The organism is Streptomyces sp. NPDC029956 (assembly GCF_055574655.1).
In genome coordinates this window covers 103,037-124,571 of record NZ_JBVHZJ010000013.1, presented here as the reverse complement: position 1 = coordinate 124,571, position 21,535 = coordinate 103,037, and the positions used below count along the sequence as shown (strand labels likewise).

At 73.2% G+C, this 21,535-nt stretch carries 18 protein-coding genes and 1 pseudogene; 9 read left to right on the top strand and 10 right to left on the bottom strand.

Features of this window, described 5'->3' with window-relative positions:
* Positions 1–114: 114 nt before the first annotated feature.
* Positions 115–870: an ABC transporter ATP-binding protein gene (locus tag ACZ4XX_RS13380; protein ID WP_468508057.1), complete on the bottom strand. Its 756-nt coding sequence runs from the start codon at positions 868–870 to the stop codon at positions 115–117.
* Positions 871–909: 39 nt separating this feature from the next.
* Positions 910–2,403 carry an ABC transporter permease gene (locus ACZ4XX_RS13375; protein ID WP_468508056.1) on the bottom strand — a complete coding sequence of 498 codons (1,494 nt, stop codon included), beginning with the start codon at positions 2,401–2,403 and terminating at the stop codon, positions 910–912.
* Between the two features lie 111 nt (positions 2,404–2,514).
* Between ACZ4XX_RS13375 and ACZ4XX_RS13370 the strand changes: the two genes are divergently transcribed.
* Complete coding sequence (locus tag ACZ4XX_RS13370; RefSeq protein ID WP_468508055.1) at positions 2,515–3,342, top strand: MBL fold metallo-hydrolase; 828 nt, start codon at positions 2,515–2,517, stop codon at positions 3,340–3,342.
* Between the two features lie 171 nt (positions 3,343–3,513).
* Here ACZ4XX_RS13370 and ACZ4XX_RS13365 read toward each other — a convergent pair whose 3' ends face one another.
* Positions 3,514–4,722: an ROK family transcriptional regulator gene (locus ACZ4XX_RS13365; RefSeq protein ID WP_468508054.1), complete on the bottom strand. Its 1,209-nt coding sequence runs from the start codon at positions 4,720–4,722 to the stop codon at positions 3,514–3,516.
* A 119-nt stretch (positions 4,723–4,841) separates the two neighbouring features.
* Between ACZ4XX_RS13365 and ACZ4XX_RS13360 the strand changes: the two genes are divergently transcribed.
* The 3 genes from ACZ4XX_RS13360 to ACZ4XX_RS13350 all read left to right on the top strand — a co-directional run bounded on the left by ACZ4XX_RS13360 (position 4,842) and on the right by ACZ4XX_RS13350 (position 7,162).
* Positions 4,842–5,420: a winged helix-turn-helix transcriptional regulator gene (locus tag ACZ4XX_RS13360; protein ID WP_468508053.1), complete on the top strand. Its 579-nt coding sequence runs from the start codon at positions 4,842–4,844 to the stop codon at positions 5,418–5,420.
* Positions 5,417–6,355, top strand: coding sequence for a ketopantoate reductase family protein (locus ACZ4XX_RS13355; RefSeq protein WP_468508052.1), 939 nt, complete (start codon positions 5,417–5,419; stop codon positions 6,353–6,355). Before ACZ4XX_RS13360 ends, ACZ4XX_RS13355 begins: the two co-directional genes overlap by 4 nt.
* Before the next feature lie 210 nt (positions 6,356–6,565).
* Entirely contained in the window at positions 6,566–7,162 is a 597-nt protein-coding gene (locus tag ACZ4XX_RS13350) for a DUF1349 domain-containing protein (RefSeq protein WP_468508051.1), read from the top strand.
* On the opposite strand, the pseudogene ACZ4XX_RS13345 reads toward ACZ4XX_RS13350, so the two are convergent.
* Positions 7,163–8,836, bottom strand: a pseudogene (locus ACZ4XX_RS13345) (FGGY family carbohydrate kinase); the annotation flags it as partial.
* Between the two features lie 138 nt (positions 8,837–8,974).
* On the opposite strand from ACZ4XX_RS13345, the gene xylA reads away from it, so the two are divergent.
* Positions 8,975–10,144, top strand: coding sequence for a xylose isomerase (gene xylA, locus ACZ4XX_RS13340; RefSeq protein ID WP_468508050.1), 1,170 nt, complete (start codon positions 8,975–8,977; stop codon positions 10,142–10,144).
* Positions 10,145–10,163: 19 nt separating this feature from the next.
* Here the strand turns inward: xylA and ACZ4XX_RS13335 are convergent, their stop codons facing one another.
* Both ACZ4XX_RS13335 and ACZ4XX_RS13330 read right to left on the bottom strand, forming a co-directional pair.
* The gene (locus ACZ4XX_RS13335; protein ID WP_468508049.1) at positions 10,164–11,201 is read right to left on the bottom strand and encodes a LacI family DNA-binding transcriptional regulator; all 1,038 of its coding nucleotides are present in this window, start codon (positions 11,199–11,201) and stop codon (positions 10,164–10,166) included.
* A gap of 125 nt (positions 11,202–11,326) precedes the next feature.
* Positions 11,327–11,647: an L-rhamnose mutarotase gene (locus ACZ4XX_RS13330; RefSeq protein ID WP_468508048.1), complete on the bottom strand. Its 321-nt coding sequence runs from the start codon at positions 11,645–11,647 to the stop codon at positions 11,327–11,329.
* A gap of 402 nt (positions 11,648–12,049) precedes the next feature.
* On the opposite strand from ACZ4XX_RS13330, the gene ACZ4XX_RS13325 reads away from it, so the two are divergent.
* Genes ACZ4XX_RS13325 through ACZ4XX_RS13315 form a run of 3 tightly spaced genes read left to right on the top strand, consistent with a single transcriptional unit; the run spans position 12,050 to position 14,870 of the window.
* Positions 12,050–12,766, top strand: a complete 717-nt coding sequence (locus ACZ4XX_RS13325) for a (Fe-S)-binding protein (RefSeq protein WP_468508114.1) — start codon at positions 12,050–12,052, stop codon at positions 12,764–12,766.
* A 53-nt stretch (positions 12,767–12,819) separates the two neighbouring features.
* On the top strand, positions 12,820–14,223 hold the full coding sequence (locus ACZ4XX_RS13320) for a lactate utilization protein B (RefSeq protein ID WP_468508113.1): 1,404 nt from the start codon (positions 12,820–12,822) through the stop codon (positions 14,221–14,223).
* Positions 14,220–14,870, top strand: coding sequence for a LutC/YkgG family protein (locus ACZ4XX_RS13315; RefSeq protein WP_468508047.1), 651 nt, complete (start codon positions 14,220–14,222; stop codon positions 14,868–14,870). Before ACZ4XX_RS13320 ends, ACZ4XX_RS13315 begins: the two co-directional genes overlap by 4 nt.
* Positions 14,871–14,925: 55 nt before the next feature.
* Here ACZ4XX_RS13315 and ACZ4XX_RS13310 read toward each other — a convergent pair whose 3' ends face one another.
* Genes ACZ4XX_RS13310 through ACZ4XX_RS13295 form a run of 4 tightly spaced genes read right to left on the bottom strand, consistent with a single transcriptional unit; the run spans position 14,926 to position 19,137 of the window.
* Positions 14,926–15,951 carry a LacI family DNA-binding transcriptional regulator gene (locus ACZ4XX_RS13310; protein WP_468508046.1) on the bottom strand — a complete coding sequence of 342 codons (1,026 nt, stop codon included), beginning with the start codon at positions 15,949–15,951 and terminating at the stop codon, positions 14,926–14,928.
* A gap of 29 nt (positions 15,952–15,980) precedes the next feature.
* A complete protein-coding gene (locus ACZ4XX_RS13305; RefSeq protein ID WP_468508045.1) occupies positions 15,981–16,895 on the bottom strand; it encodes a carbohydrate ABC transporter permease in 915 nt (304 codons plus the stop codon).
* Complete coding sequence (locus ACZ4XX_RS13300; RefSeq protein WP_468508044.1) at positions 16,892–17,824, bottom strand: carbohydrate ABC transporter permease; 933 nt, start codon at positions 17,822–17,824, stop codon at positions 16,892–16,894. Before ACZ4XX_RS13300 ends, ACZ4XX_RS13305 begins: the two co-directional genes overlap by 4 nt.
* Entirely contained in the window at positions 17,821–19,137 is a 1,317-nt protein-coding gene (locus tag ACZ4XX_RS13295; protein ID WP_468508043.1) for an ABC transporter substrate-binding protein, read from the bottom strand. Before ACZ4XX_RS13295 ends, ACZ4XX_RS13300 begins: the two co-directional genes overlap by 4 nt.
* 206 nt (positions 19,138–19,343) lie before the next feature.
* On the opposite strand from ACZ4XX_RS13295, the gene ACZ4XX_RS13290 reads away from it, so the two are divergent.
* Positions 19,344–21,377 carry a beta-galactosidase gene (locus tag ACZ4XX_RS13290; protein WP_468508042.1) on the top strand — a complete coding sequence of 678 codons (2,034 nt, stop codon included), beginning with the start codon at positions 19,344–19,346 and terminating at the stop codon, positions 21,375–21,377.
* Positions 21,378–21,535: the final 158 nt, after the last annotated feature.

Genomic DNA, 21,535 nt, shown 5'->3' with positions numbered 1-21,535 from the left:
TAGTCCAAGATATTTTGCCCTACGGTGAAGACCGGTAGGCACCCCCCTAGGAACCGCCCCACCCGCCGGACCGACCCGGCCTCCCCGACCGGGCGGAGACCCCGGGCCGGTCGCTCAGGCCTCGACCGGGTCCGCCACCGTGTCGGGCGCCGCGTCCGGCGCCGGGCCCGGCACGCGGTCCGACGTCGCCGCCCGGGGGTTCTCCTTGATCGTGATGCGGCCCTTGCGGATGGTGGCGAGGCGGGGCGCCCGGCGGGCGATCGCGCTGTCGTGGGTGACCATGACGAAGGTCAGCCCGTGTTCCTTCCACAGTCCTTCGAGCAGCTCGACGATCTCGTCGCGCATCGACTCGTCGAGGTTTCCGGTGGGTTCGTCGGCGAGCAGCACCTTCGGGCGCTTCACGAGCGCGCGGGCGATCGCCACCCGCTGCTGCTGGCCGCCGGAGAGCTCGGACGGGAGGTGCCCGCTGCGTTCGCCGAGCCCGACCGACTCCAGGGCCTCGGCGGCCCGGCTCCGCCGCTCGGTGGGCTTGACGCCGAGCGGGACGAGCGCGGTCTCCACGTTCTCCTGGGCGGTGAGCGTGGGGATGAGGTTGAAGCTCTGGAAGACGAAGCCGATGTTCTGGCCGCGGACCGCGGTCAGCTTGCGCTCGGGGAGCGCGGCGAGGTCGGTGCCGTCGAGCAGGACCTGGCCCGATGTGGGGCGGTCGAGGCCGCCGAGCATCTGCAGGAGCGTCGACTTGCCGCCGCCCGTGGGGCCCTGGATGACCAGCCGGTCGCCCTGGGCGAGCGTGAGGTCGACCCCGGCGAGCGCGTCGACTCTCTCCTGCCCCCGCCGGTACTGCTTGGTGACGCCGATGAGTTCGTACATGATCCGACTCCTGTGGTACGTGGGTGGGTTCGGTCGCTGCTACTCGACACGGCGCAGCGCGTCGGCGGGGCGCAGCCGCGAGGCGCGCCAGGCACCGAAGGCTCCCGCGACGAGGCCGCCGCCGAGGGCGAGGAGGACGGCGAGACCCACCGTGGTGACGCTGACCGGGGCGGTGAGGGCGATGTCGACGGTCTTTCCGGCGGCCGCACCGGCCGGGCCGCCGCCGAGGGTCATGCCGCCCCGGCCACCACCACCGCCACCGAACGTGCCTCCGGTCGAGCCGAGTTCGGCGGTCAGTGTCGGGCTGACGGCGGTCACCGCGTACGCGCCGGCCAGGCCGATCGCGATGCCGAGGGCGCCGCCGATGAAGCCGTTGACGAGGGCCTCGCCGACCACCTGACGGGTGACGCGGCCGCTCTTCCAGCCGAGCGCCTTGAGCGTGCCGAACTCACGCACCCGGCGGGTGACGGCGGAGGAGGTGAGGAGACCCGCGACGAGGACGGCGGCGAGGAGCACGGCGTACGAGAGCCACGTGCCCACGTTCGACGCGAGGCCGGCGGCGGTGTCGAGGGAGCCGGAGACCGTCTGGGCCAGGTCGGCCGAGGTGGTGACGGTGGTGCCGGTGACGTTCTTCTGGATGGCGGTCTTGATCGCGTCGATCCGCGTCGAGTCGGCCGCCTTCACGTAGATCGTGGTGATCTCGGCCGCGGAGTCCGAGAGCGTCTGCGCCCGCTTCAGCGGCAGGTAGACCTGGGCGGCGGACTGCCCCCGGTCGGCGGTCGCGATGCCGATGATCTCGAACTCGACCTTCTTCACGGTCAGTTCGTCGCCGACGGAGAGGCCCTTCTCCTGGGCGTAGGCGCTGTCGACGACGGCGACCTCGGCGTCCGTCTCGGTGGTCTTGAAGGTGCGGCCCTGGGAGACGGTGGAGGTGGTGAGGGGGCCGAGGTCGGGGGCGGTGACGTCGGTGCCGTAGAGCGTGAAGGAGTCGACGTCGAAGGCCGCGCCTCCGCCGGTCACGGTGTCACCGGGGCCGGAGCCGCCACCGGCGCCGCCGCCGCTGCCACCGCCGTTGCCGCCCGTCTCGGGCCCCTGCTGGGTCTGACCGCGCTGGATCCGGCCCCGCGCGAACTCCCCGTCGATCTTCAGGTTGACGAGGCTGAGTCCGCCCACCGCCCGGTCGACACCGGACTGTCCGGCGACCGTGGCGACGGTGGAGTCCGCCAGGGTCTGGAAGCCCTGGACCATCAACCGGTCGCTGCTCTGCTCCTCGCCCTCCTCCTTGCCCTGGAACTCGAACCGCGGGCGCTGCGGCCGCGCGCCGTCCGCGGGCCGTTCCTGCGCCTTGGTCACCGTCAGGTCCGTACCGAGGCCGTAGAGGGACTCGAGGACCTTGCCCTGGGCCTGGCTCATGCCGGAGGACACGGAGTTGACGACGATGACCAGCGCGATCCCGAGCGCGAGCCCGGAGGCGACGACGAGCGCCGCCCTTCTGCGGCGGCGCAGTTCGCGCCGGAGGTAGGTGAAGAACATGGGCGTGAAGCTAGGGGCGGCGTGTGATGACGGGATAAGGCCGGGGTGAGAGCGGGATGAGAGTGATCGGTCCCGTGTACGCGCGGGTGCCGGCGTGGCAGGGTCGGCGTCATGTCGAACAACAGCGAACGGACGCACATGGGCCCGGTCACGGCACTCCTGGATGCCACCGGGCTGTTCTACAGGTCGGCGCGGGACGCCTTCCCCGGGGCGGACGCGGCGGACTGGGCGGCCGCCGCGGCCCTCGACCCCGGTTCGGTCGGGCCCGACGGGGCGTGGCGGCTCGACTTCCGCTGCTTCGCCGTCGCGGACCCGGACGGTTCGGGCTGGACGCTGATCGACGCGGGCGTGGGCCCCGCCGAGGGCCCCGGGGCGCCCTGGTGCCCCGTGCCCGGCCGGCTGCCGGACGTCCTCGCGCGGGCCGGCATCGACCGGGCCGACGTCCACACCGTCGTGCTGACGCATCTGCACGAGGACCACACCGGCTGGGTCGCCGACGCCGCCGGCCGGCCGTTCTTCCCGGAGGCCCGGTACGTCGTCCAGCGCGCGGAGACGGCCGCGCTCGACCGCCTCGACCCGGTGTGGGACTGGGTGGTGGAGCCGCTGCGCGCCGCGGGGCGACTGCACGAGGTCGACGGCAGGCACCGACTGCGCCCGGGTGTCACGCTGTTGCCCACCCCCGGGCACACCCCCGGCCATCAGTCCGTCCTGGTCGAACGGCCGGACGGCCGGGACGTCCTGGTCACCGGCGACGTCCTCGTCCACGCCGTGCAGCTCGCCGCGCCCGCCGTGGCCTACGCCCACGAGCGCGACCCGGCGACCGCCCGGATTTCCCGGGAAAACCTGCTCGCGCGTGCCGTCGACAGCGGCGCGGTCCTCGCCACGGCCCACCTGACCCGGCCGTTCGTCGAAGTACCGGGGAGTACCACGGGGCGGTGATTCGTGGGCTGGAGACCCCGGGTCCATGACCCCACCAGGCGGTGACCCGCGGGCCGCGACCCCACCGGGCGGTGACCCGCGGGGCGGTTGCCTGCGGGGGCGGTGGCCTGCGGGGTGGTGACCCGCGGGCCGCGACCCCACCGGGCGGTGACCCGCGGGGCGGTGGCTCCGTCAGGGGCCCGTCGCCGTGGCGTACGCCAGGGGGTCGGCCAGGACGTCGTGGAGGACGAGGGCCGCCGCGCCCCGGGAGGCGTCGGCGGCGGCGGAGGCGGGACGGAGGCGGCCCGCGTCCGGGCTCCAGAGGCCGGAGACGACGCGGTCGGAGAGCTCCTCGGCCAGGGCGGGGACCAGCCACGGCATCAGCTGCGGGTAGATGCCGCCGAGGACGACCGCCTCGGGGTCGAGGAGGTTCACGGCGCCCGACAGGGCGCGCCCGAGCATCGTGCCCGCCTCGGCGAGCGCGGCGAGGGCCAGCGGGTCCCCCGCCCCGGCGCGGTCCGCCAGTTCGGGGACGCCGGTGGCCTTCGCCGCTCCGAGGAGCGCGGCCTGGCCCGCGTACTGCTCGAGACACCCGCGTGAGCCGCAGCGGCAGCGCGGGCCCGCGGCGTCGACGACCAGGTGGCCGATCTCTCCGGCGAAGCCGTGCGCGCCGCGCAGGAGTTCGCCGTGGACGACGATCGCGCCGCCCACGCCGATCTCGCCCGTCAGGTGCAGAAAGGTGCGGAGGTCGCCGAGCGTGCCGAACCACAGCTCGGCGAGGGCGGCCATGTTGGCCTCGTTGTCGGAGGTGAGGGGGAGGCCCGCGGTGCGGGGGCGCAGCGCGGTGAGGGCCTCGCCGAAGAGGCGCTCGGCGTCCGCCTCGTACCAGCCGAGGTTGGGTGCCTGCCGGACGGCTCCGCCGGAGACGAGTCCCGGCAGGGCGAGCCCGGCGCCCGCCGGGGCGAGGCCTCGTCCGGCGGCCGTGTCGAGGACGTCGGCGGCGACGCGGGCGGCGCGGGCCAGCACGTCGGGGGCGTCGGCGCGGTTGTCGAGGCGCTCGGTGCGGCGGACGCGGTCGGTGCCGGTGAGGTCGACGACGCAGGCCGTCACGTAGTCGACGTTGATCTCGACGCCGAGTCCGGCGGGGCCGGTGTCCGCGGGTTTCAGGACGGTGCCCGGCCGTCCCGCCTGCCCGCTGAACGTCTTGCCCGATTCGACGAGGAAGCCCAGTTCGAGGAGCTGCTCGACGAGGGAGGAGACGGCGGGCCGGGTGAGTCCGACGCGGGCGGCGACGGCGGCCCGGGTGGTCTCGCCCGCGTCGTGGACGGTCCGCAGGACGAGGCTCAGGTTGTGCCGGCGCACGCCCGACTTGTCGGCCTTGGGTTCCGTGGGCTGGTTCATGGTGAGCGCGAGCCTAGCCGCCCCTTTCGCTCACCCGAAAACGGCTCCGCCGCAGGGGAGCGGCATCACCCGCCCCGAACAGTTCAGTCACCGAACTCTTCTGCGTTAGGGTCATGGCCATGACGCTTCCGCGTGACTACCGCGGTCAGACCTGCGCCCTCGCCCGCTCCATGGAGATCGTCGGCGAGCGCTGGACGCTGCTGATCCTGCGGGACGCCTTCTACGGGGTGCGCAGGTTCGGGGAGTTCGCCGCGCACCTGGGCGTACCCCGGGCCGTGCTCACCGACCGGCTCACCACGCTCACCGTGGCCGGCGTCCTGGAGCGCCGCCCCGAGACGGGCACGGGCCGCCGCGAGGTGTACGGGCTCACGCCCAAGGGGGTCGCCCTCTGGCCCGCGGTCCGCGCGCTCACCGCCTGGGGCGAGGAGTTCCACGCGGCGGACGGCGGCCCGCGCCGCGTCTTCCTGCACGCAGGAGACGAGGCCCCGCTCGACGCGGACGGACGCTGTACGGACTGCGGCACCGCCGTACCCGTCGCGGACGTCGTGGTCGCCCCCGGCCCGGGGCTCGCCCCCTCCGACCCGGACGACGACCCGGTGACGGCCGCGCTCGCCCGGCCCCACCGGCTGCTCCGGCCCCTGCTCGTCCCGCTCACCACCGCGCCCTCCGGGCGCCCCACGAGAGGTCCACAACGATGAAGATCCTGGTCGTCGGCGCCGGTGCCACCGGTGGCTACTTCGGCGCCCTGCTCGCCCGCGCCGGACAGGACGTCACCTTCCTGGTCCGCCCGGCCCGGGCGGCGGCGCTGCGCGAGCGCGGGCTGCGGGTGGTGGGCCGGGACGAGGAGTGGGTCCTCACCCCCCGCCTCGTGACGGCCGACGCGCTCGACACCCCGTACGACCTCGTGCTGCTGTCGGTGAAGTCCACCGGCCTCGAGCGGTCGATGGAGGACATGGCACCGGCCGTCGGGCCGGACACGGCCGTCGTGCCGCTCCTCAACGGTCTCGCCCACCTCGACGCCCTCAACGCCCGCTTCGGTGCCCCGGTCGTCCTCGGCGGCGTGGCCAAGGTGGTGACGACGCTCGACGGGACCGGTGACATCCGCCGCCTCGCCCCCCTGGCCCATCTGACGCTCGGCGAGCAGGACGGCACGCGCTCCGCGCGCGTGGCGACGTACCGGGCGGTGTTCGAGGAGGCGGGCATCGCCTCGCCGGAGCCGGAGCACGTGGTCACGGCGATGTGGCACAAGTGGGTGTTCATCACGACCCTCGGCGCCGTGACCAGCCTGATGCGGGGCACGGTCGGTGACGTCCACGACACCCCCGGCGGCTCCTCCCTGGCCCCGGCGCTGCTCGCCGAGGCGTCCGCGGTGGCCGCTGCGGCCGGACACCCCGTGCCGGAGGCGGAGGGGGCGACGACGCTCGCCGTGGTGTCCGCGTCGGGGTCGCCGATGGTGCCGTCCCTCTACCGCGACCTGACGGCGGGCCGCCCGACCGAGGTCGAGCACCTCTTCGGCGACCTCACCACCCGCGCGCGTGCCCTGGGCGTGGCGACCCCGCTCCTGGACCTGGCGACGCTGCACCTGCGGGTGCACCAGCGGCGCGTCACGGCGGGGACGGGCGGCGGGGCCTGAGCGGAGGAACAGGCCGGCCGGGGCCACAGAGGGCCGTGGGGAGGGGGCGAGGGCCGGTCGGCAGGGGCCCGGCCCCCGACAGGGTCATGCAGAGCAGCAGTCCGTGGAGCGAGCACCCCGAGCGTGGCGTCGAGTTGGACTCTCGTGCCACTTCTTGGATCCTCGCGAAATTCCGTGGCACGCTTCCGCCCGGCTCACGATCATGACGTCATGAACCTCGACTCCTCGCTCCCCCTCGGCCTCGACTGGGTGACCGCCCCCGCCTCGTGGTCCCTCGCCGACGGCGTCCTCACCGTCATGGCCGCCCCGCACACGGACGCCTTCACGGACCCGGTCGGCGGAGCGGCCCGGCGTGACGCCGCCGTGGCCCTCACCACTCCCCCCGACGGCGACTGGCAGCTCTCGGCGCGCCTCCGCGTCGGCTTCCGGGCGGCGTGGGACGCGGGGGCCCTGTACATCAGCTCCGACGAGGACCACTGGGCGAAGCTCAACTTCGAGCAGGCGCCCGACGGGACTCCCAGCGTCTTCTCCGTCGTGACCCGCGGCCGGTCCGACGACGCGCTCGCGGGCCCGGTCACGGGAGAGGCGCTGTGGCTGCGCGTCAGCCGGATCGGCGAGGGCTACGCCTTCCACGTCTCGGACGACGGCGAGTTCTGGCGCCTGGTACGGCAGTTCGCCCTGGGCGGCCCCGGTCCCGTGCGGGCCGGCATCGAGGTCCAGTCACCCGTCGGCGAGGGATGCCGCGTCGACTTCGACGACATCCGCCTCACCCCGACGACCCTGGCCCACCTCTTCGACGGTCGGTGACAGCAGCGTCGGTGTCGCGGCCGACAGGACTCCCGCGATGCGGTTCCAGGTCTCCTCGTCGCGGGCGACCGCGGGCAGGATCTCGCCCGTGCCCGTGCCCCAGGCCGTCGTCAGGGCCACCGGGTCCGCGCCCGTCACCGCGCCCGCCGCGAGGGCCGCGGCGCCGAGGGCCACGAGCTCTTCCGCGGCCGGGACGACCAGAGGGCGGCCGGAGAGCCTGCGGACGGTCTCGGTCCAGGCCCGGCCGCGCGCCCCGCCGCCGATGAGGCGCAGCGGCCGGTCCCGTACGTCGGGAGCGGCCGGGTCGAGTCCGCAGGCGGCGAGGAGGTGGTCGAGGGCGCGCAGCACCGTGAACGCCGCGCCCTCGTAGGCGGCGCCGAGGATCGCCCGCGGGTCCGTGCCGTGCCGCAGCCCGGTGACCAGGCCGGCCGCGTGCGGCAGGTCGGGGGTGCGTTCGCCGTCGAGGTACGGCAGCACGACAACGCCACCGTCTCCGCCGCCGCTTCGGCCCGGTGCCGCGTCCTCGCGGTCCAGGCCCAGGAGCGTGGCGAACCGGTCGACGGCGAGCGTGCAGTTGAGGGTGCAGCCGAGCGGGAGGTACGTCCCGTCGGTGGCGGCGAACCCCGCGAGTCCGGGGTCCGCCGGGCGCGCGCGGGTCGCGGCGAAGACCGTGCCCGAGGTGCCGAGGCTGACGACCGGGTGGTCGAGGAGGCCGGCGCCGCCGAGGCCGAGGCCGACCGCGGCGGCCATGTTGTCGCCGGTCCCGGCGGCGACGACGACGGTACGGGGCAGCCCGAGGGCCTCGGCCGCGGCCGCGGTCAGGGTGCCCACGCGGGTGGCGCCGCCGGGCGCGACGGCGGGCAGCAGCGCCGGGTCGAGGCCGATGAGGTCCAGGATCCCGGCGTCGTAGGCGGCCGTGGGCTCCTTGCCGTCGGACCCGTCGGTCGCGTCCCGGAGGCCGTCGAGGCGCGCGGCACCCTCGCCGTCCCGGAGGCCCTCGGTGCGTGCCACGTCCTCGCCGTCCCGGAGGCCGTCAAGGCGCATGGCACCCTCGCCGTCACTGAGGCCCTCGGGGCGCGCGGCACCCTCGCCGTCGCGGGCACCTCTCCCGTACCAGCACGTCCCCGAGGCGTCTCCCGGGTCGGTCACGGCGATTCCGGTGAGGCGCTCAGTGAGGTGGTCGTGCGGGAGGCGGACCCCCGCGACGGCCTCCGCGCGGCGGGGCTCGTGCTCGCGCAGCCATTGCCACTTCGCGGCGGTCATGGAGGCGACGGGCACCGAGCCCGTGCGTTCCAGCCAGGCGGCGGGGCCGCCCAGACGGGTGGCGAGGGCGGCGGCCTGCGGGGCGGAGCGGGTGTCGTTCCAGAGCAGTGCGGGGCGCAGGGGGCGACCGTCGGCGCCGAGGGTGACGAGACCGTGCTGTTGTCCGGCGACGGCGATGCCGGTGACGGTTCCGGCCGGGACGCCCGCGTCCCGTACCGCCGCGCGGACGGCCGTGACGAGGGCGTTCCACCACTCCTCGGGGTCGCTCTCGCGCGCCCCGGCGGAGCCGGTGACGGTGTGCGGGGCGCGGCCGACGGCGAGCAGCTCGCCGGTGTCGGCGTCGACGGCCACGGCCTTGGTGGACTGCGTGGAGCTGTCCACTCCGATCACGACGGAGCGCCTCGTGGGCACGTCCTCACCTCTTCCCTGTAGTGGGTCACCGTAGGTCGTCACGGGGGCCGATTCGTCGCGGGGGCTGGCGCCCCGGTGTGTCCGTCCCGTATTAGTTATCTCAGAAAACAAATCCCGAGAGCAAGAGAAGGACAGACCATGCCGGAGCTCTTCTCCCCCACCCCCGAGGACCGCTTCACCTTCGGCCTGTGGACCGTCGGCTGGCAGGGCCGCGACCCGTTCGGCGAGGCCACCCGCCCGGCCCTCGACCCCGTCGAGACCGTCGAGCGGCTCGCCGCGCTCGGCGCGTACGGCGTCACCTTCCACGACGACGACCTGATCCCCTTCGGCGCTCCGGACGCCGAGCGCGACGCGATCGTCAAGCGCTTCCGGGCCGCGCTCGACCGCACGGGGCTCGCGGTGCCGATGGCCACCACGAACCTCTTCACCCACCCCGTCTTCAAGGACGGCGGGTTCACCGCCAACGACCGGGACGTGCGCCGCTTCGCGCTCCGCAAGACCCTCCGCAACATCGACCTGGCCGTCGAACTCGGCGCCACGGTGTACGTGGCCTGGGGCGGCCGGGAGGGTGCAGAGTCCGGCGCGGCGAAGGACGTCCGGGTCGCGCTCGACCGCATGAAGGAGGCGTTCGACCTGCTCGGCCAGTACGTCACCGAGCAGGGCTACGACCTGCGCTTCGCCATCGAGCCCAAGCCGAACGAGCCGCGCGGCGACATCCTGCTCCCCACCATCGGGCACGCCCTGGCCTTCATCGAGCGCCTGGAGCGCCCCGAACTCGTCGGCGTGAACCCGGAGACGGGCCACGAGCAGATGGCCGGGCTCAACTTCCCGCACGGCATCGCGCAGGCGCTCTGGGCGGGCAAGCTCTTCCACATCGACCTGAACGGCCAGTCCGGTATCAAGTACGACCAGGACTTCCGCTTCGGCGCGGGCGATCTGCGCCAGGCGTTCTGGCTGGTGGACCTGCTCGAGACGGCCGGGTACGAGGGCCCGCGCCACTTCGACTTCAAGCCGGTGCGGACGGACGGCTCCGACGGGGTGTGGGAGTCCGCGAAGAACTGCATGCGGAACTACCTGATCCTCAAGGAGCGCGCGGCGGCCTTCCGCGCCGACCCGGACGTCCAGCAGGCCCTGGCCGCCTCCCGCCTGCCCGAACTCGCCGTCCCCACGGCCGCCGACGGCCTCGCGGGGCTGCTCGCCGACCCCACGGCTTACGAGACCTTCGACCCGGACGCGGCGGCCGCCCGCTCCATGGCCTTCGAGCACCTCGACCAGCTGGCCCTGGAGCACCTGCTCGGCGTCCGCTGACGCCCGCGTCCCGGGGAGGTCAGTGCCCGGCGAGCGTCGAGCGGCGGACGACCAGTTCCGGCTGGAGCACCACGTGTTCGTGCCGGTGGTCGGCCGCCCGCTCGCCGGTCTCGTCCAGGAGCAGCTCGGCGGCCTTGGCCCCGAGGGTCAGCGCCGGCTGGCGCACCGACGTCAGGGGTACGGTCGCGGCCGCGGCGAACTCGATGTCGTCGTAGCCGACGATGGCCATGTCCTCCGGGACCCGGACCCCCGCCGCGTACAGCGACTGGAGCACACCGAGCGCCAGCAGGTCGTTGGCGCAGAAGACGGCCGTGGGGCGGTCGGCGAGGCCGAGCAGCCGGGCGCCCGCGTCTCGGCCGGAGGCCACGTCGAGGCGCTCGGCGGGGAGTTCCCGGAGGGCCGACGCGGGCAGTCCGGCCTCGGCGAGCGCGAGCAGCGCCCCCTCGCGCCGGTCGCGGATCTGCTGGAGGTGGGACGGACCGCTGACGTACGCGAAGGAGCGGTGGCCCGTCGCGGTGAGGTGCCGGATCGCCAGCGAGCCGCCGACGACGTCGTCGACGGAGACGGAGCAGCCGGTGTCGTCGCCCGCCACCCGGTCGACGAGCACGGACGCGATGCCGTGACGGCGGAACTCGCGCAGGTTCGCGCCGCTGGGGTCGGCGGGGGTGACCAGGACGCCGCGGACGCGCTGCTCGGCGAAGAGGGAGAGGTAGTCGGCCTCGTCCCGGGCGCTCTGGTCGCTGTTGCAGACCATGACGCCCAGACCGGCCGCCCGTGCGGTGCGTTCGGCCCCCCGGGCGATGTCGACGAAGAAGGGGTTGCCCATGTCGAGGACGAGCAGCGCCATGATCCGGCTGCGGCCGGCCCGCAGCTGGCGGGCGGACTCGCTGCGCACGTAGCCGAGGCGGGCGATGACCCGCCGCACGTGTTCGAGCGTCGCGGGCGAGACCCGGTCCGGCTGGTTGATCACGTTCGAGACGGTGCCGACGGAGACGCCCGCCTCGCGTGCCACGTCCTTGATGCCGACGTTCCCGACCGTCCGCGCGGTGTCCGTCATCCGTCCCACCTGGTCCGTCCTGCCCCTACCGCCCCGCCCGGGCGAGGTCCCGCCCCGGTTTTCATCCTATGCGGCCCCTGCGGGCCGGTGCGTCGCCGCCAGGCCCTGCCCCCGCCGCCTCCCCCTCACGCGAGGTGGAACACCTCCGTCAGCGGGCGCATGGCGGCGTCGGGTGCCTGCCCTTCGAGCTCCTCGAAGAACTCCGCCATCTCCGCCTGCCAGCGGGCGTTGACCTCGGTCGCCTCCATCGCGGCGCGCGCCCGGTCGAAGTCCGGTGTCTCCAGGTAGCCGACGAGCAGCCCGTCCTCGCGGAGGAAGAGGGAGTAGTTGTGCCAGCCGGCGGCGGAGAGCGCCGTGAGCATGTCGGCCCAGACGTCCGCGTGGCGCGCCCGGTACTCCTCCACCCGCCCGGCCCTGACCTTGAGCAGGAAACAGACGCGCCGCATCGCCGCCCTCCACTCCTCCTGATCGACTGAAATGTTTCATGTCGCCGAGCCCGGACGCTAGGGCGCCGATCACAGCAGCGTCAAGAGTCTTGACCGCTTCCTGCGTGATGACTAGCTTCATCGATGAAGTGAATCGATTCATTGCATCGAGGTGGACACGTCCCGACGCGGGCCGCCGGGCTCGTCGGCGTTCTCGCCGCGATGCGTCGGCTCGTCGGCGCTCGTCGCCGGCACACCGCCCCTGCGACACTACGAACCGGGCGACGACCGGGCCGCCCGGGACGCGGCCGCCGACCGACTCGAACCGCCCCCGAGGGCCGTGAACCCCGAGGAACCCGAGAACCCGAGGAACCCGTGAAGGCAGAGCACCGCGAGAAGGCAGAGGAGCCCGAGGACCCCGTGATGCGTGTCGCCCTCTTCGTCACCTGCGTCAACGACGCCGTCTTCCCCGCGACGGGCGTGGCCACCGTCCGCGTCCTCGAACGCCTCGGCGTGGAGGTCGACTTCCCGGCCGGGCAGACCTGTTGCGGACAGCCTCAGTTCAACACCGGGTACCGCGCCGAGACCGCCCCGCTGGTACGGCGCACGGTCCGGGCCTTCGAGGGGTACGCGTACGTGGTCACCCCGTCGGGCTCGTGCGCGGCGATGGTGCGCCGGCACTACGCGTCGTTCGGCGCGGAGGCGGCGGGCCTGGGCCCCCGCGTGTACGAGCTGACGGAGTTCCTGGTGGACGTCCTCGGGGTGACGGACGTGGGCGCGCACTTCCCCCACCGGGTGACGTACCACCCGTCCTGTCACGGTCTGCGCCTCCTCGGGCTCGGGGAGCGGCCGCGCCGGCTCCTGGAGGCGGTGAAGGGCCTGGAGCTGGTGGAGCTGCCGGGCGCGGAGGAGTGCTGCGGCTTCGGCGGCACGTTCGCGGTGAAGAACCCCGACGTGTCGGCGGCGATGGGCGCCGACAAGATCGCGAACGCGCTGTCCACGGGCGCCGAGGTCCTGTGCGGCGCGGACAACTCCTGTCTGCTGCACGTGGGCGGCATGCTGAGCCGGCAGGGGGCGCCGCTGCGCGCGGTGCACCTGGCGGACATCCTGGCGAGCACGGAAGAGGAGCCCTGGCGGTGAGCGGAACGACGGGCGGGACCGGAGACGGGCCGGCGGGCGGGACCTTCGTGGGCATGCCGGCCTTCCCCGAGGCGGCGCGGGCCGCGGTCGGGAACGCGACACTGCGCGCCAATCTGCGGCACGCGACCCACACCATCCGCGACAAGCGGGCGCGGGCCGTGGCGGAACTCGACGACTGGGCGGAGCTCCGACAGGCCGGCAAGGAGATCAAGGACCGGACGCTCCGTCACCTCGACGACCACCTGCTGCGGTTGGAGGAGGCGGTGACGGCGGCGGGCGGCATCGTGCACTGGGCCGCCGACGCGGCCGAGGCCAACCGGATCGTCACCGGGCTGGTCCGGGCGACGGGCGCGACGGAGGTGGTCAAGGTCAAGTCGATGGCCACCCAGGAGATCGGGCTCAACGAACACCTGGAGGCCGAGGGGATCGCCGCGTACGAGACCGATCTCGCGGAGCTGATCGTGCAGCTCGGCGACGACCGGCCCTCACACATCCTGGTCCCCGCCATCCATCGCAACCGCGGCGAGATCCGCGACATCTTCCGCGAGAAGATGGGGAGTTGGGGACGGCCCGCGCCCGAGGGGCTGAGCGACACCCCGGCCGAGCTCGCAGAGGCGGCCCGGCTGCACCTGCGGGAGAAGTTCCTGCGGGCCAAGGTCGGGATCTCCGGGGCGAACTTCATGGTCGCCGAGACCGGCACCCTCGTCGTCGTCGAGTCCGAGGGCAACGGCCGGATGTGCCTGACGCTTCCCGAGACGCTGATCTCCGTCGTCGGCATCGAGAAGGTCGTACCGACCTGGCGGGACCTGGAGGTCTTCCTCCAGACGCTGCCGCGCTCGTCGACCGCCGAGCGCATGAACCCGTACACGAGCATGTGGACCGGCACGGGCGACGACGACGGGCCGTCCGCCTTCCATCTGGTGCTCCTCGACAACGGACGCACCGACGCGCTCGCCGACGAGGTCGGACGGCAGGCGCTGCGCTGCATCCGCTGCTCCGCCTGTCTCAACGTCTGCCCGGTGTACGAACGGGCCGGCGGTCACGCGTACGGCTCGGTCTACCCCGGGCCGATCGGCGCGATCCTCACCCCCCAGCTCCGGGGCACGGTGAGCGAGGTCGACGCCTCCCTGCCGTACGCCTCCTCGCTCTGCGGGGCCTGTTACGAGGTGTGCCCGGTGGCCATCGACATCCCCGAGGTCCTGGTGCACCTGCGCGAGCGGGTCGCGGCCGAGGGCGGGAAGGGACACCGGCTGGAGCGGGCGGCGATCCGGGCCTCCACATGGGTGCTCGACCACCCGACCGCCCTCGCGGCGGGCGAGCGGATCGCCTCCGCCACGCGCGCGCTGCACCCGAAGCGGCTGCCGGGGCCGGGCGCCCGCCAGTGGTCCGAACACCGGAACCTGCCCGAACTGCCCGCCGAACCGTTCCGCGACTGGTGGAAGAGGAACCGCCGATGACCACCGACTCACGCGCGCGCGTGCTCGCCCGCATCCGTGCCGCCGTCGCCGACGCCCCCGAGGCCCCGGCCGTCACCCGCGACTACCGCACGAGCCACAGCGCCGACGACCCCGACGCACTCCTCGACCTGCTCCACGAGAACCTCGCCGACTACCGCGCCCACGTCCACCGCTCCGCGCCGGACGGCCTTCCGGCGCTCGTCGCGCGGCTCCTCGCGGAGCGCGGTGCCCGCAGTGTCGTCGTACCGCCCGGACTGCCGGAGGAATGGCTCGCCGCGACGAGCGCCGAGCGGCGGACCGACGCGCCCCGGCTCACCCCGTACGAACTCGACGGCATCGACGCGGTGGTGACGGGGTGCGCGCTCGCGATCGCCGAGACCGGCACGATCGTCCTCGACGGCGGCCCGGGGCAGGGCCGTCGGGCCCTCACCCTCGTTCCCGATCTGCATGTGTGCGTGATCGGCGCCCCCGAGCAGGTGGTGGCCTCCGTGCCCCAGGCCCTCCCCCGGCTCGACCCGGCCCGCCCGCTGACCTGGATCTCGGGGCCGTCCGCGACGAGCGACATCGAACTCGACCGGGTCGAGGGCGTCCACGGCCCGCGAACGCTGGAGGTGGTCCTGGTGACACCTCGTCCGGCTGACGGCTGACACGACGAAGGAACGGCCGCGCCCGACGGTACGGCCGCTCCCCCGGGGGCGGATGCTAGGCCGATTCCCTCCGGACCAGCTGCGTCGGCAGGATCACCGTCGCCGGGTCCTCGCCCGCTATCCGGGCGAGGAGTGTCCTCACCATCTCGGTGCTGATCCGGTCCCAGGGCTGGCGGATGGTGGTCAGCGAGGGGCGGGAGGACAGGGCCGCCGGGGAGTCGTCGAAGCCGCCGACGGCGATGTCCTCGGGGACCTTGCGGCCCGCGCGGGAGAGGGCGTCGAGGACACCCTGCGCCATCAGGTCGGAGGCGACGAACACGGCGTCGATGTCCGGGGCGCGCTCCAGGAGGGCGCGGGCCGCGTCCTCGCCGCTGACCCGGCTGTAGTCGCCGGTGGCGATCAGCGTCTCGTCGGCGGGCAGCCCGAACTCGGCGAGCGTCTCGCGGTATCCGGCGAGGCGTTCCACCCCGCCGGGGGTGTCGAGGGGGCCGGTGACGGTGGCGATCCGGCGCCGCCCGGAGGCGTACAGGTGGCGGACCATGTCGCGGGCGCCCTCGCGGTCGTCGGCGGCGACGTAGCCGATCCTGGCGGTCTGGCCGAGGGGCTTGCCGCAGGCGACGACGGGGACGCCGGCCTCGTGCAGCCGGGCCACCACGGGGTCGCCGGAGTGGCTGGAGACGAGGAGGACGCCGTCGACGTGACCGGCCTCGATGTAGCGGAGGTTGCGGCGGCGCTCGTCCTCGGTGCCCGCGATCATCAGGAGGAGCGGGATGTCCTGGGCCGCGAGCGCCTGGGTGCAGGCGCGGAGCAGCACGTTGAAGTTGGGGTCCTCGAAGAACCGTTCCTGCGGTTCGGTCAGGAGGAAGGCGACCGAGTCGGACCTGCCGGTGATCAGCGAGCGGGCGTGCCGGTTGACGACGTAGCCCGTTCTGCGGATCGCGGCGTCCACGGCGGCCTTGGCCGTCGGGCTGACGTAGTGGCCGCCGTTGAGGACGCGGGAGACGGTGCCGCGCGACACTCCGGCCTCGCGGGCCACGTCGTGGATGGTCGCCGGGCGGCGCCTGCTCGCTGCTGTGCTCATGCTGTGTGTTTCCCCTCGATCCCCTGTGCTCAGGACTTTACGGCGCCGGACAGGAGGTCGAGGCTCCAGAAGCGTTGGATGACGAGGAACAGGGCGATGAGCGGGGCGATGGCGAGGAGCGCGCCGGTGATCACCAGGGTGTACAGGGAGGGCTGGGAGGCGCCCTGCTTGAGCAGGGTGAACAGGCCGACGGTCATGGGGAACTTCTCGTCGTCGCCGAGCATGATGAAGGGCAGCAGGAAATTGTTCCAGATGGCGACGAACTGGAAGAGGAAGATCGTCACCAGGCCGGGGGCCATCATGGGGACGGCGATCCGCCGGAAGATCCGCCACTCGCCCGCGCCGTCCATACGCCCGGCTTCGACGAGCTCCATGGGGATGGCGGCCTCGGCGTAGATGCGGCCGAGGTAGACGCCGTACGGGGAGAGGATCAGCGGCAGCAGCACCGAGGCGTAGCTGTCCGTCAGGTCGGCCTCGGCCATCAGCAGGTACTGGGGGATGGCGAGGATGACCGGGGGCATGAGGACGCCGGTGAGCATCACGTTGAAGAAGGTCTCGCGGCCGCGGAAGCGGTAGATCGCGAGGGCGTAGCCGGCGAGTGCGGAGACCACGGTGGACAGGACGGCGCCGAGGCCCGCGTAGAACACGGAGTTGAGCATCCAGCGCCAGTAGATGCCGTCGCGGTACGCGCTGAGGTCGGTGACGTTGTCGGCGAGTCCGTCGCCGGGCAGGAAGGTGAAGGTGGAGAAGAGCTCGTTGTCGGGCTTGGTGGCGGCGACCACGACCCAGGCGACGGGCAGCAGGCAGTAGAGCGCGCCGAGGACCAGGGCGGCCGTGGGGAGCAGGGCCGTGCGGCGGGGGCGCGGCGGGGCCTGGGGGACGCCGGGGGTGCTGCCGGCTGCCGGGGCTGCCTTGCGCAGCGGAGGGGAGGCGAGCCCGGTCATCGGCTGGCTCCTTGTGTGGTGCGGCGGTTGGAGATCCGGAGGAGGGCGAAGGAGAGGACGAAGGTGGCGAGGGCGAGCACGACGGCGGTGGCCGAGGCGGCGTGGATGTTCCCGCCGGTGAAGGCGTCGTTGTAGACCTTCATGAGGGGGCTCCAGGTGGAGGGGATGCCGTTGGTGAGCGGCTTGAGCGTCATGGGCTCGTTGAAGACCTGGAGGGTGGCGATGATCGAGAAGAAGAAGGTGAGCACCAGCGAGGGCACCACCATCGGGATCTTGACGCGCAGGGCGATCTGGAGTTCCGAGCAGCCGTCGAGCTTGGCCGCCTCGTGGACCTCGGCGGGCAGCGAGCGCAGCGCGGTGTAGATGACGATCATGTTGAAGCCGGTGCCGCCCCAGATCGCGATGTTCGACATCGCGAGGTAGAGCGGTCCGCCGTCCATGAGGTCGGGCTGGGGCAGGCCGAGCCTGTCGAGGACGAAGTGGAAGGGGCTGACGTCCGGGAGGTAGAGGAAGCCCCAGAGGACGGCGGCGATGACGCCGGGGACGGCGTACGGCAGGAAGATCGCGAGCCGGGCGAAGGAGCGGGCCCGGACGCGCTCGGAGTCGAGCAGGAGCGCGAAGAAGAGGGCGAGGCCGAGCATCACGGGGACGACGACGGCGCCGTAGCCGAGGACGCGCAGGGCGCTGGCGGCGAGTTCGGAGTCGGTGAGTGCGGAGGTGTAGTTCTCCAGGCCGGCCCAGACCTCGGACTTGGCGCCCTTGCCGAGGCCGAGGCCCTTGATCCGGACCTTGTGGAAGCTGAGCCAGAGGGCGTAGCCGATGGGGAGGGCGAAGAAGAGGGCGAAGAGGAGGGCGGCGGGGAGGAGGAAGCCGTACGGGGCCGCCTTGACCCCGTACGACCGGCGCGCGCCCTTGGGGGGCTGCGTCACTTGGCGACCTCGAAGCCCTGCTTCTGCAGGTCCGTCACGGTGGCGGACTGGACGGCGGTCAGGGCGGTGTCGAAGCCGGACCTGGCCTTGGCGGCCTTGCCGAACTCGTCCTTGAATGCGGTGTAGGCGACGTTCACGTTGGGGCCCCAGGCGGCGGGGGCGGTGGTCTTCGCTATCTCGGCGGCGCGGGTGTAGAAGTCGGGCTGGTTGGCGAAGTAGTCGGGGGCCTCGGCGAGGGCGCCGCTGGTCTGGGCGGCGGTGGCGGCGGGGTAGATGCCGCTCTCCTTGACGAGGGCGGTGAGGGCGACCGGGTCGGTGTTCAGCCAGGTGGCGAACTGTGCGGCGGCCTTCTTGTGCGGGGAGTCGGTGGTGACGGCGGTCGAGGAGCCGCCCCAGCTGCCGGTGGAGGAGCCGCCCTCGGTCCACTGCGGGAGCGGGGCCATGGCCCACTTGCCCTTGGTGTCGGGGGCGGCGGTGGTCAGGGTGCCGGGGGCCCAGACGGCGGAGACCCAGGCGAGCTGCTCGCCGGTGTTCATGGCCTTGTTCCAGGAGGGGGTGTACATCGGCTGGTTGTCGATGGCGCCCTCGGCGACCAGGCCGCCCCAGAAGTCGGAGACCTTCCGGGTGGCGGCGTCGTCGATGCCGACCTTCCAGGTGTCGCCCTCGAAGGTCCACCACTTGGCGCCGGCCTGCTGGGCGAGTCCGGCGAAGAGGCCGGAGTCGTTGGCGGAGAAGGTGGTCAGGGACTGCTTCGGGGCCTTCTTCTTCAGGTCGCGCGCGGTGGTGGCGAACTCCTCCCAGGTGGTGGGGACGGAGAGGCCGTACTTCTTGAAGAGGTCCTGGCGGTAGAAGAACATCAGCGGCCCGGAGTCCTGTGGCAGGGCGTAGACGGCCTCGTCGCTGCCGAGGGTGGTCTGCTGCCAGATGCCGGGGGCGAACTTGTCCTTGACGCCCGTGACGTCGGTGGCGATGTCCGCGAGGGCGTCGTTGGAGACGAGGGTCGGCAGGGCCTGGTACTCGGCCTGGACGAGGTCGGGGGCCTTGTGCGCCTTGGCGGCGGTGATGATCTTGGTGACGAGGTCGTCGCCGGAGGCCTGCTTCTGCACCGTGACCTTGATGTCGGGGTGTTCGGCGTTCCAGAGGGCCACGACCTTGTCCATACCGGGGGCCCAGGCCCAGTAGGTGAGCGAGACGGGGCCGGAGCCGCCGGCCGCCTCGTCGCCGGAGTCGGAGGATCCACAGGCGGTGAGCGCGGTGGCGCCGAGCAGGACGGCGGTGGCGGCGGCGAGGCTGCGGCGCATCGTGTGGGGCATGGGGTACTTCTCCCTGACCGAAAGGGCCTCTCCCGAGGGCGGGGAGGCCGACCATGCATCTGTGAGCGTTCACAGTAGAGAAACGTTCCGGACACTTGTCAATGGTTGTTCGTGTGCGGTTATGTTGCGTTGTCACATCGAGATCGACTGTGTGCACGTTCACAACGAACCAAAGCTTTCATCGCTCGAGGCTTCAGGAGAGACCCATGCCGCAGACCACTCCCAAGGGCCTGCACCGGCTCGCGTTCGGCGGGGACTACAACCCCGAACAGTGGCCGGAAAGCGTCTGGCAGGAGGATGTCCGGCTCATGCGAGAGGCCGGCGTCACCATGGTGAGCGTCGGGATCTTCTCCTGGGCCCTCCTCGAACCGGAGCCGGGCCGGTACGACTTCGGCTGGCTCGACCGGCTCCTCGACCTGCTCCACGAACACGGCGTCCGCGTCGACCTGGGCACCCCGACCGTGGCGCCGCCCGCCTGGTTCTACCGGGCACACCCGGAGGCGCTGCCCGTCACCGCCGAGGGCGTACGCCACTCGTACGGCTCACGCGGGGCGATCTGTCACAGTTCCGCCGCCTACCGGAAGGCCGCCGCGGGCATCACCACCGAGCTGGCCCGCCGCTACGGCAGCCACCCGGCGCTCGCGCTCTGGCACGTCCACAACGAGTACGGCGTCCCCGTCAGCGCCTGCTACTGCGACAGCTGCGCCGCCCACTTCCGCCGCTGGCTCGACGACACGTACGGCTCGGTGGAGGCCGTGAACGAGGCGTGGGGCACCGCGTTCTGGGGGCAGCGCTACGGCTCGTACGAGGAGGTCGACCCGCCCCGGGTCACCCCCACCGTCGGCAACCCCGCCCAGCAGCTCGACTACCGGCGCTTCGCCGATGCCACCATCCGCGAGAACTTCCGGACGGAACGGGACATCCTGCACGAGCTCGCACCCGGTGTCCCCGTCACCACCAACTTCATGACCGCGCTCAGCCAGTGCGACTCCATCGACTACTGGGCCTGGGGCCGCGAGGTCGACCTCGTCACCAACGACCACTATCTGATCACCGACGGCCGCCGCACCCACGTCAACCTGGCCATGGCCGCCGACCTCACCCGCTCCGTCGCCGGCGGCGCGCCCTGGCTGCTCCTGGAGCACTCCACCTCGGGCGTGAACTGGCAGCCCCGCAACCCGGCCAAGCGTCCCGGCGAGATGGCCCGCAACTCCCTCGCCCATGTGGCCCGCGGCTCCGAGGGCGCCATGTTCTTCCAGTGGCGCCAGTCCCGGCGCGGCGCCGAGAAGTTCCATTCCGCGATGGTCCCGCACGGCGGTACCGACACCCGGATCTGGCGCGAGGTGGTCGCCCTCGGCGCCGACCTGGAGGCCCTGGAGGAGGTACGCGGCAGCCGTACCGTCCCGGACGTCGCCATGCTCTGGGACTGGCACTCCTGGTGGGCGCAGAACCTGGAGTGGCGGCCGAACGCCGCCCACGACGCCCGTGAGCGCGCCGACAGCTTCTACGAGACCCTCTACGACCGGCACCTCACCGTCGACTTCGCCCACCCGGAGGCCGACCTCTCGGCCCACCCGCTGGTCGTCGTCCCCGCGCTGTACCTGATGACCGAGGCCGCCGGGCAGAACCTGCGGGAGTACGTCGAGAACGGCGGCACGCTCGTCGTCTCGTACTTCTCCGGGATCGTCGACGAGCACGACGCCGTGCACCCCGGCGCCTACCCGGGCGCCCTGCGGGACGTCCTCGGCCTCACGGTGGACGAGTGGTCGCCGCTCCTGGACGACCAGCGCGTACGGATCTCCGGACCCGGCGGCACCTCGCTCACCGGCGACGTCTGGACGGAGTTCGTCCGGCCGCGCGGCGCGGAGACCGTGTGGACGTACGCCGACGGGCCGGCCGCCGGCAGTCCCGCGGTGACCCGGCACCGGCTCGGGCGGGGCACCGCCTGGTACGTCTCCACCCGGCTGGACGCGGCGTCGCTGGACGCGATCGTGGCCGCGGCGTGCGAGGACGCGGGGGTCGCGGCGCGCGGTGCGCTGCCGCGAGACGTGGAGGTCGTACGCCGCGCGGGAGACGGCGGGCAGTACCTGTTCGCCCTCAACCACTCCGGGGACGACGCCGAGGTGCCGCTCGACGGCTCCGGGACCGAGCTGCTCGGCGGCGCCCCGGGAGGCACGCCGGTCGACGGGACGTTCACCGTCCCGGCCGGCGCCGTGCGGGTCGTACGCCTCGACGCCTGACCGCGTCCCCCTCTCCCAGGCCCGGCCCTGCCCTGCCCTGCCGGGACCCCTGATCCCCCCGGGGGCGGCCGCACCCGCTGCGCCGCCCCCGGGTGAACCGCACCACCCGTAAGGAACCACCCGCACCACACACTTCTCATTGGCCACCGTCGAAGGGA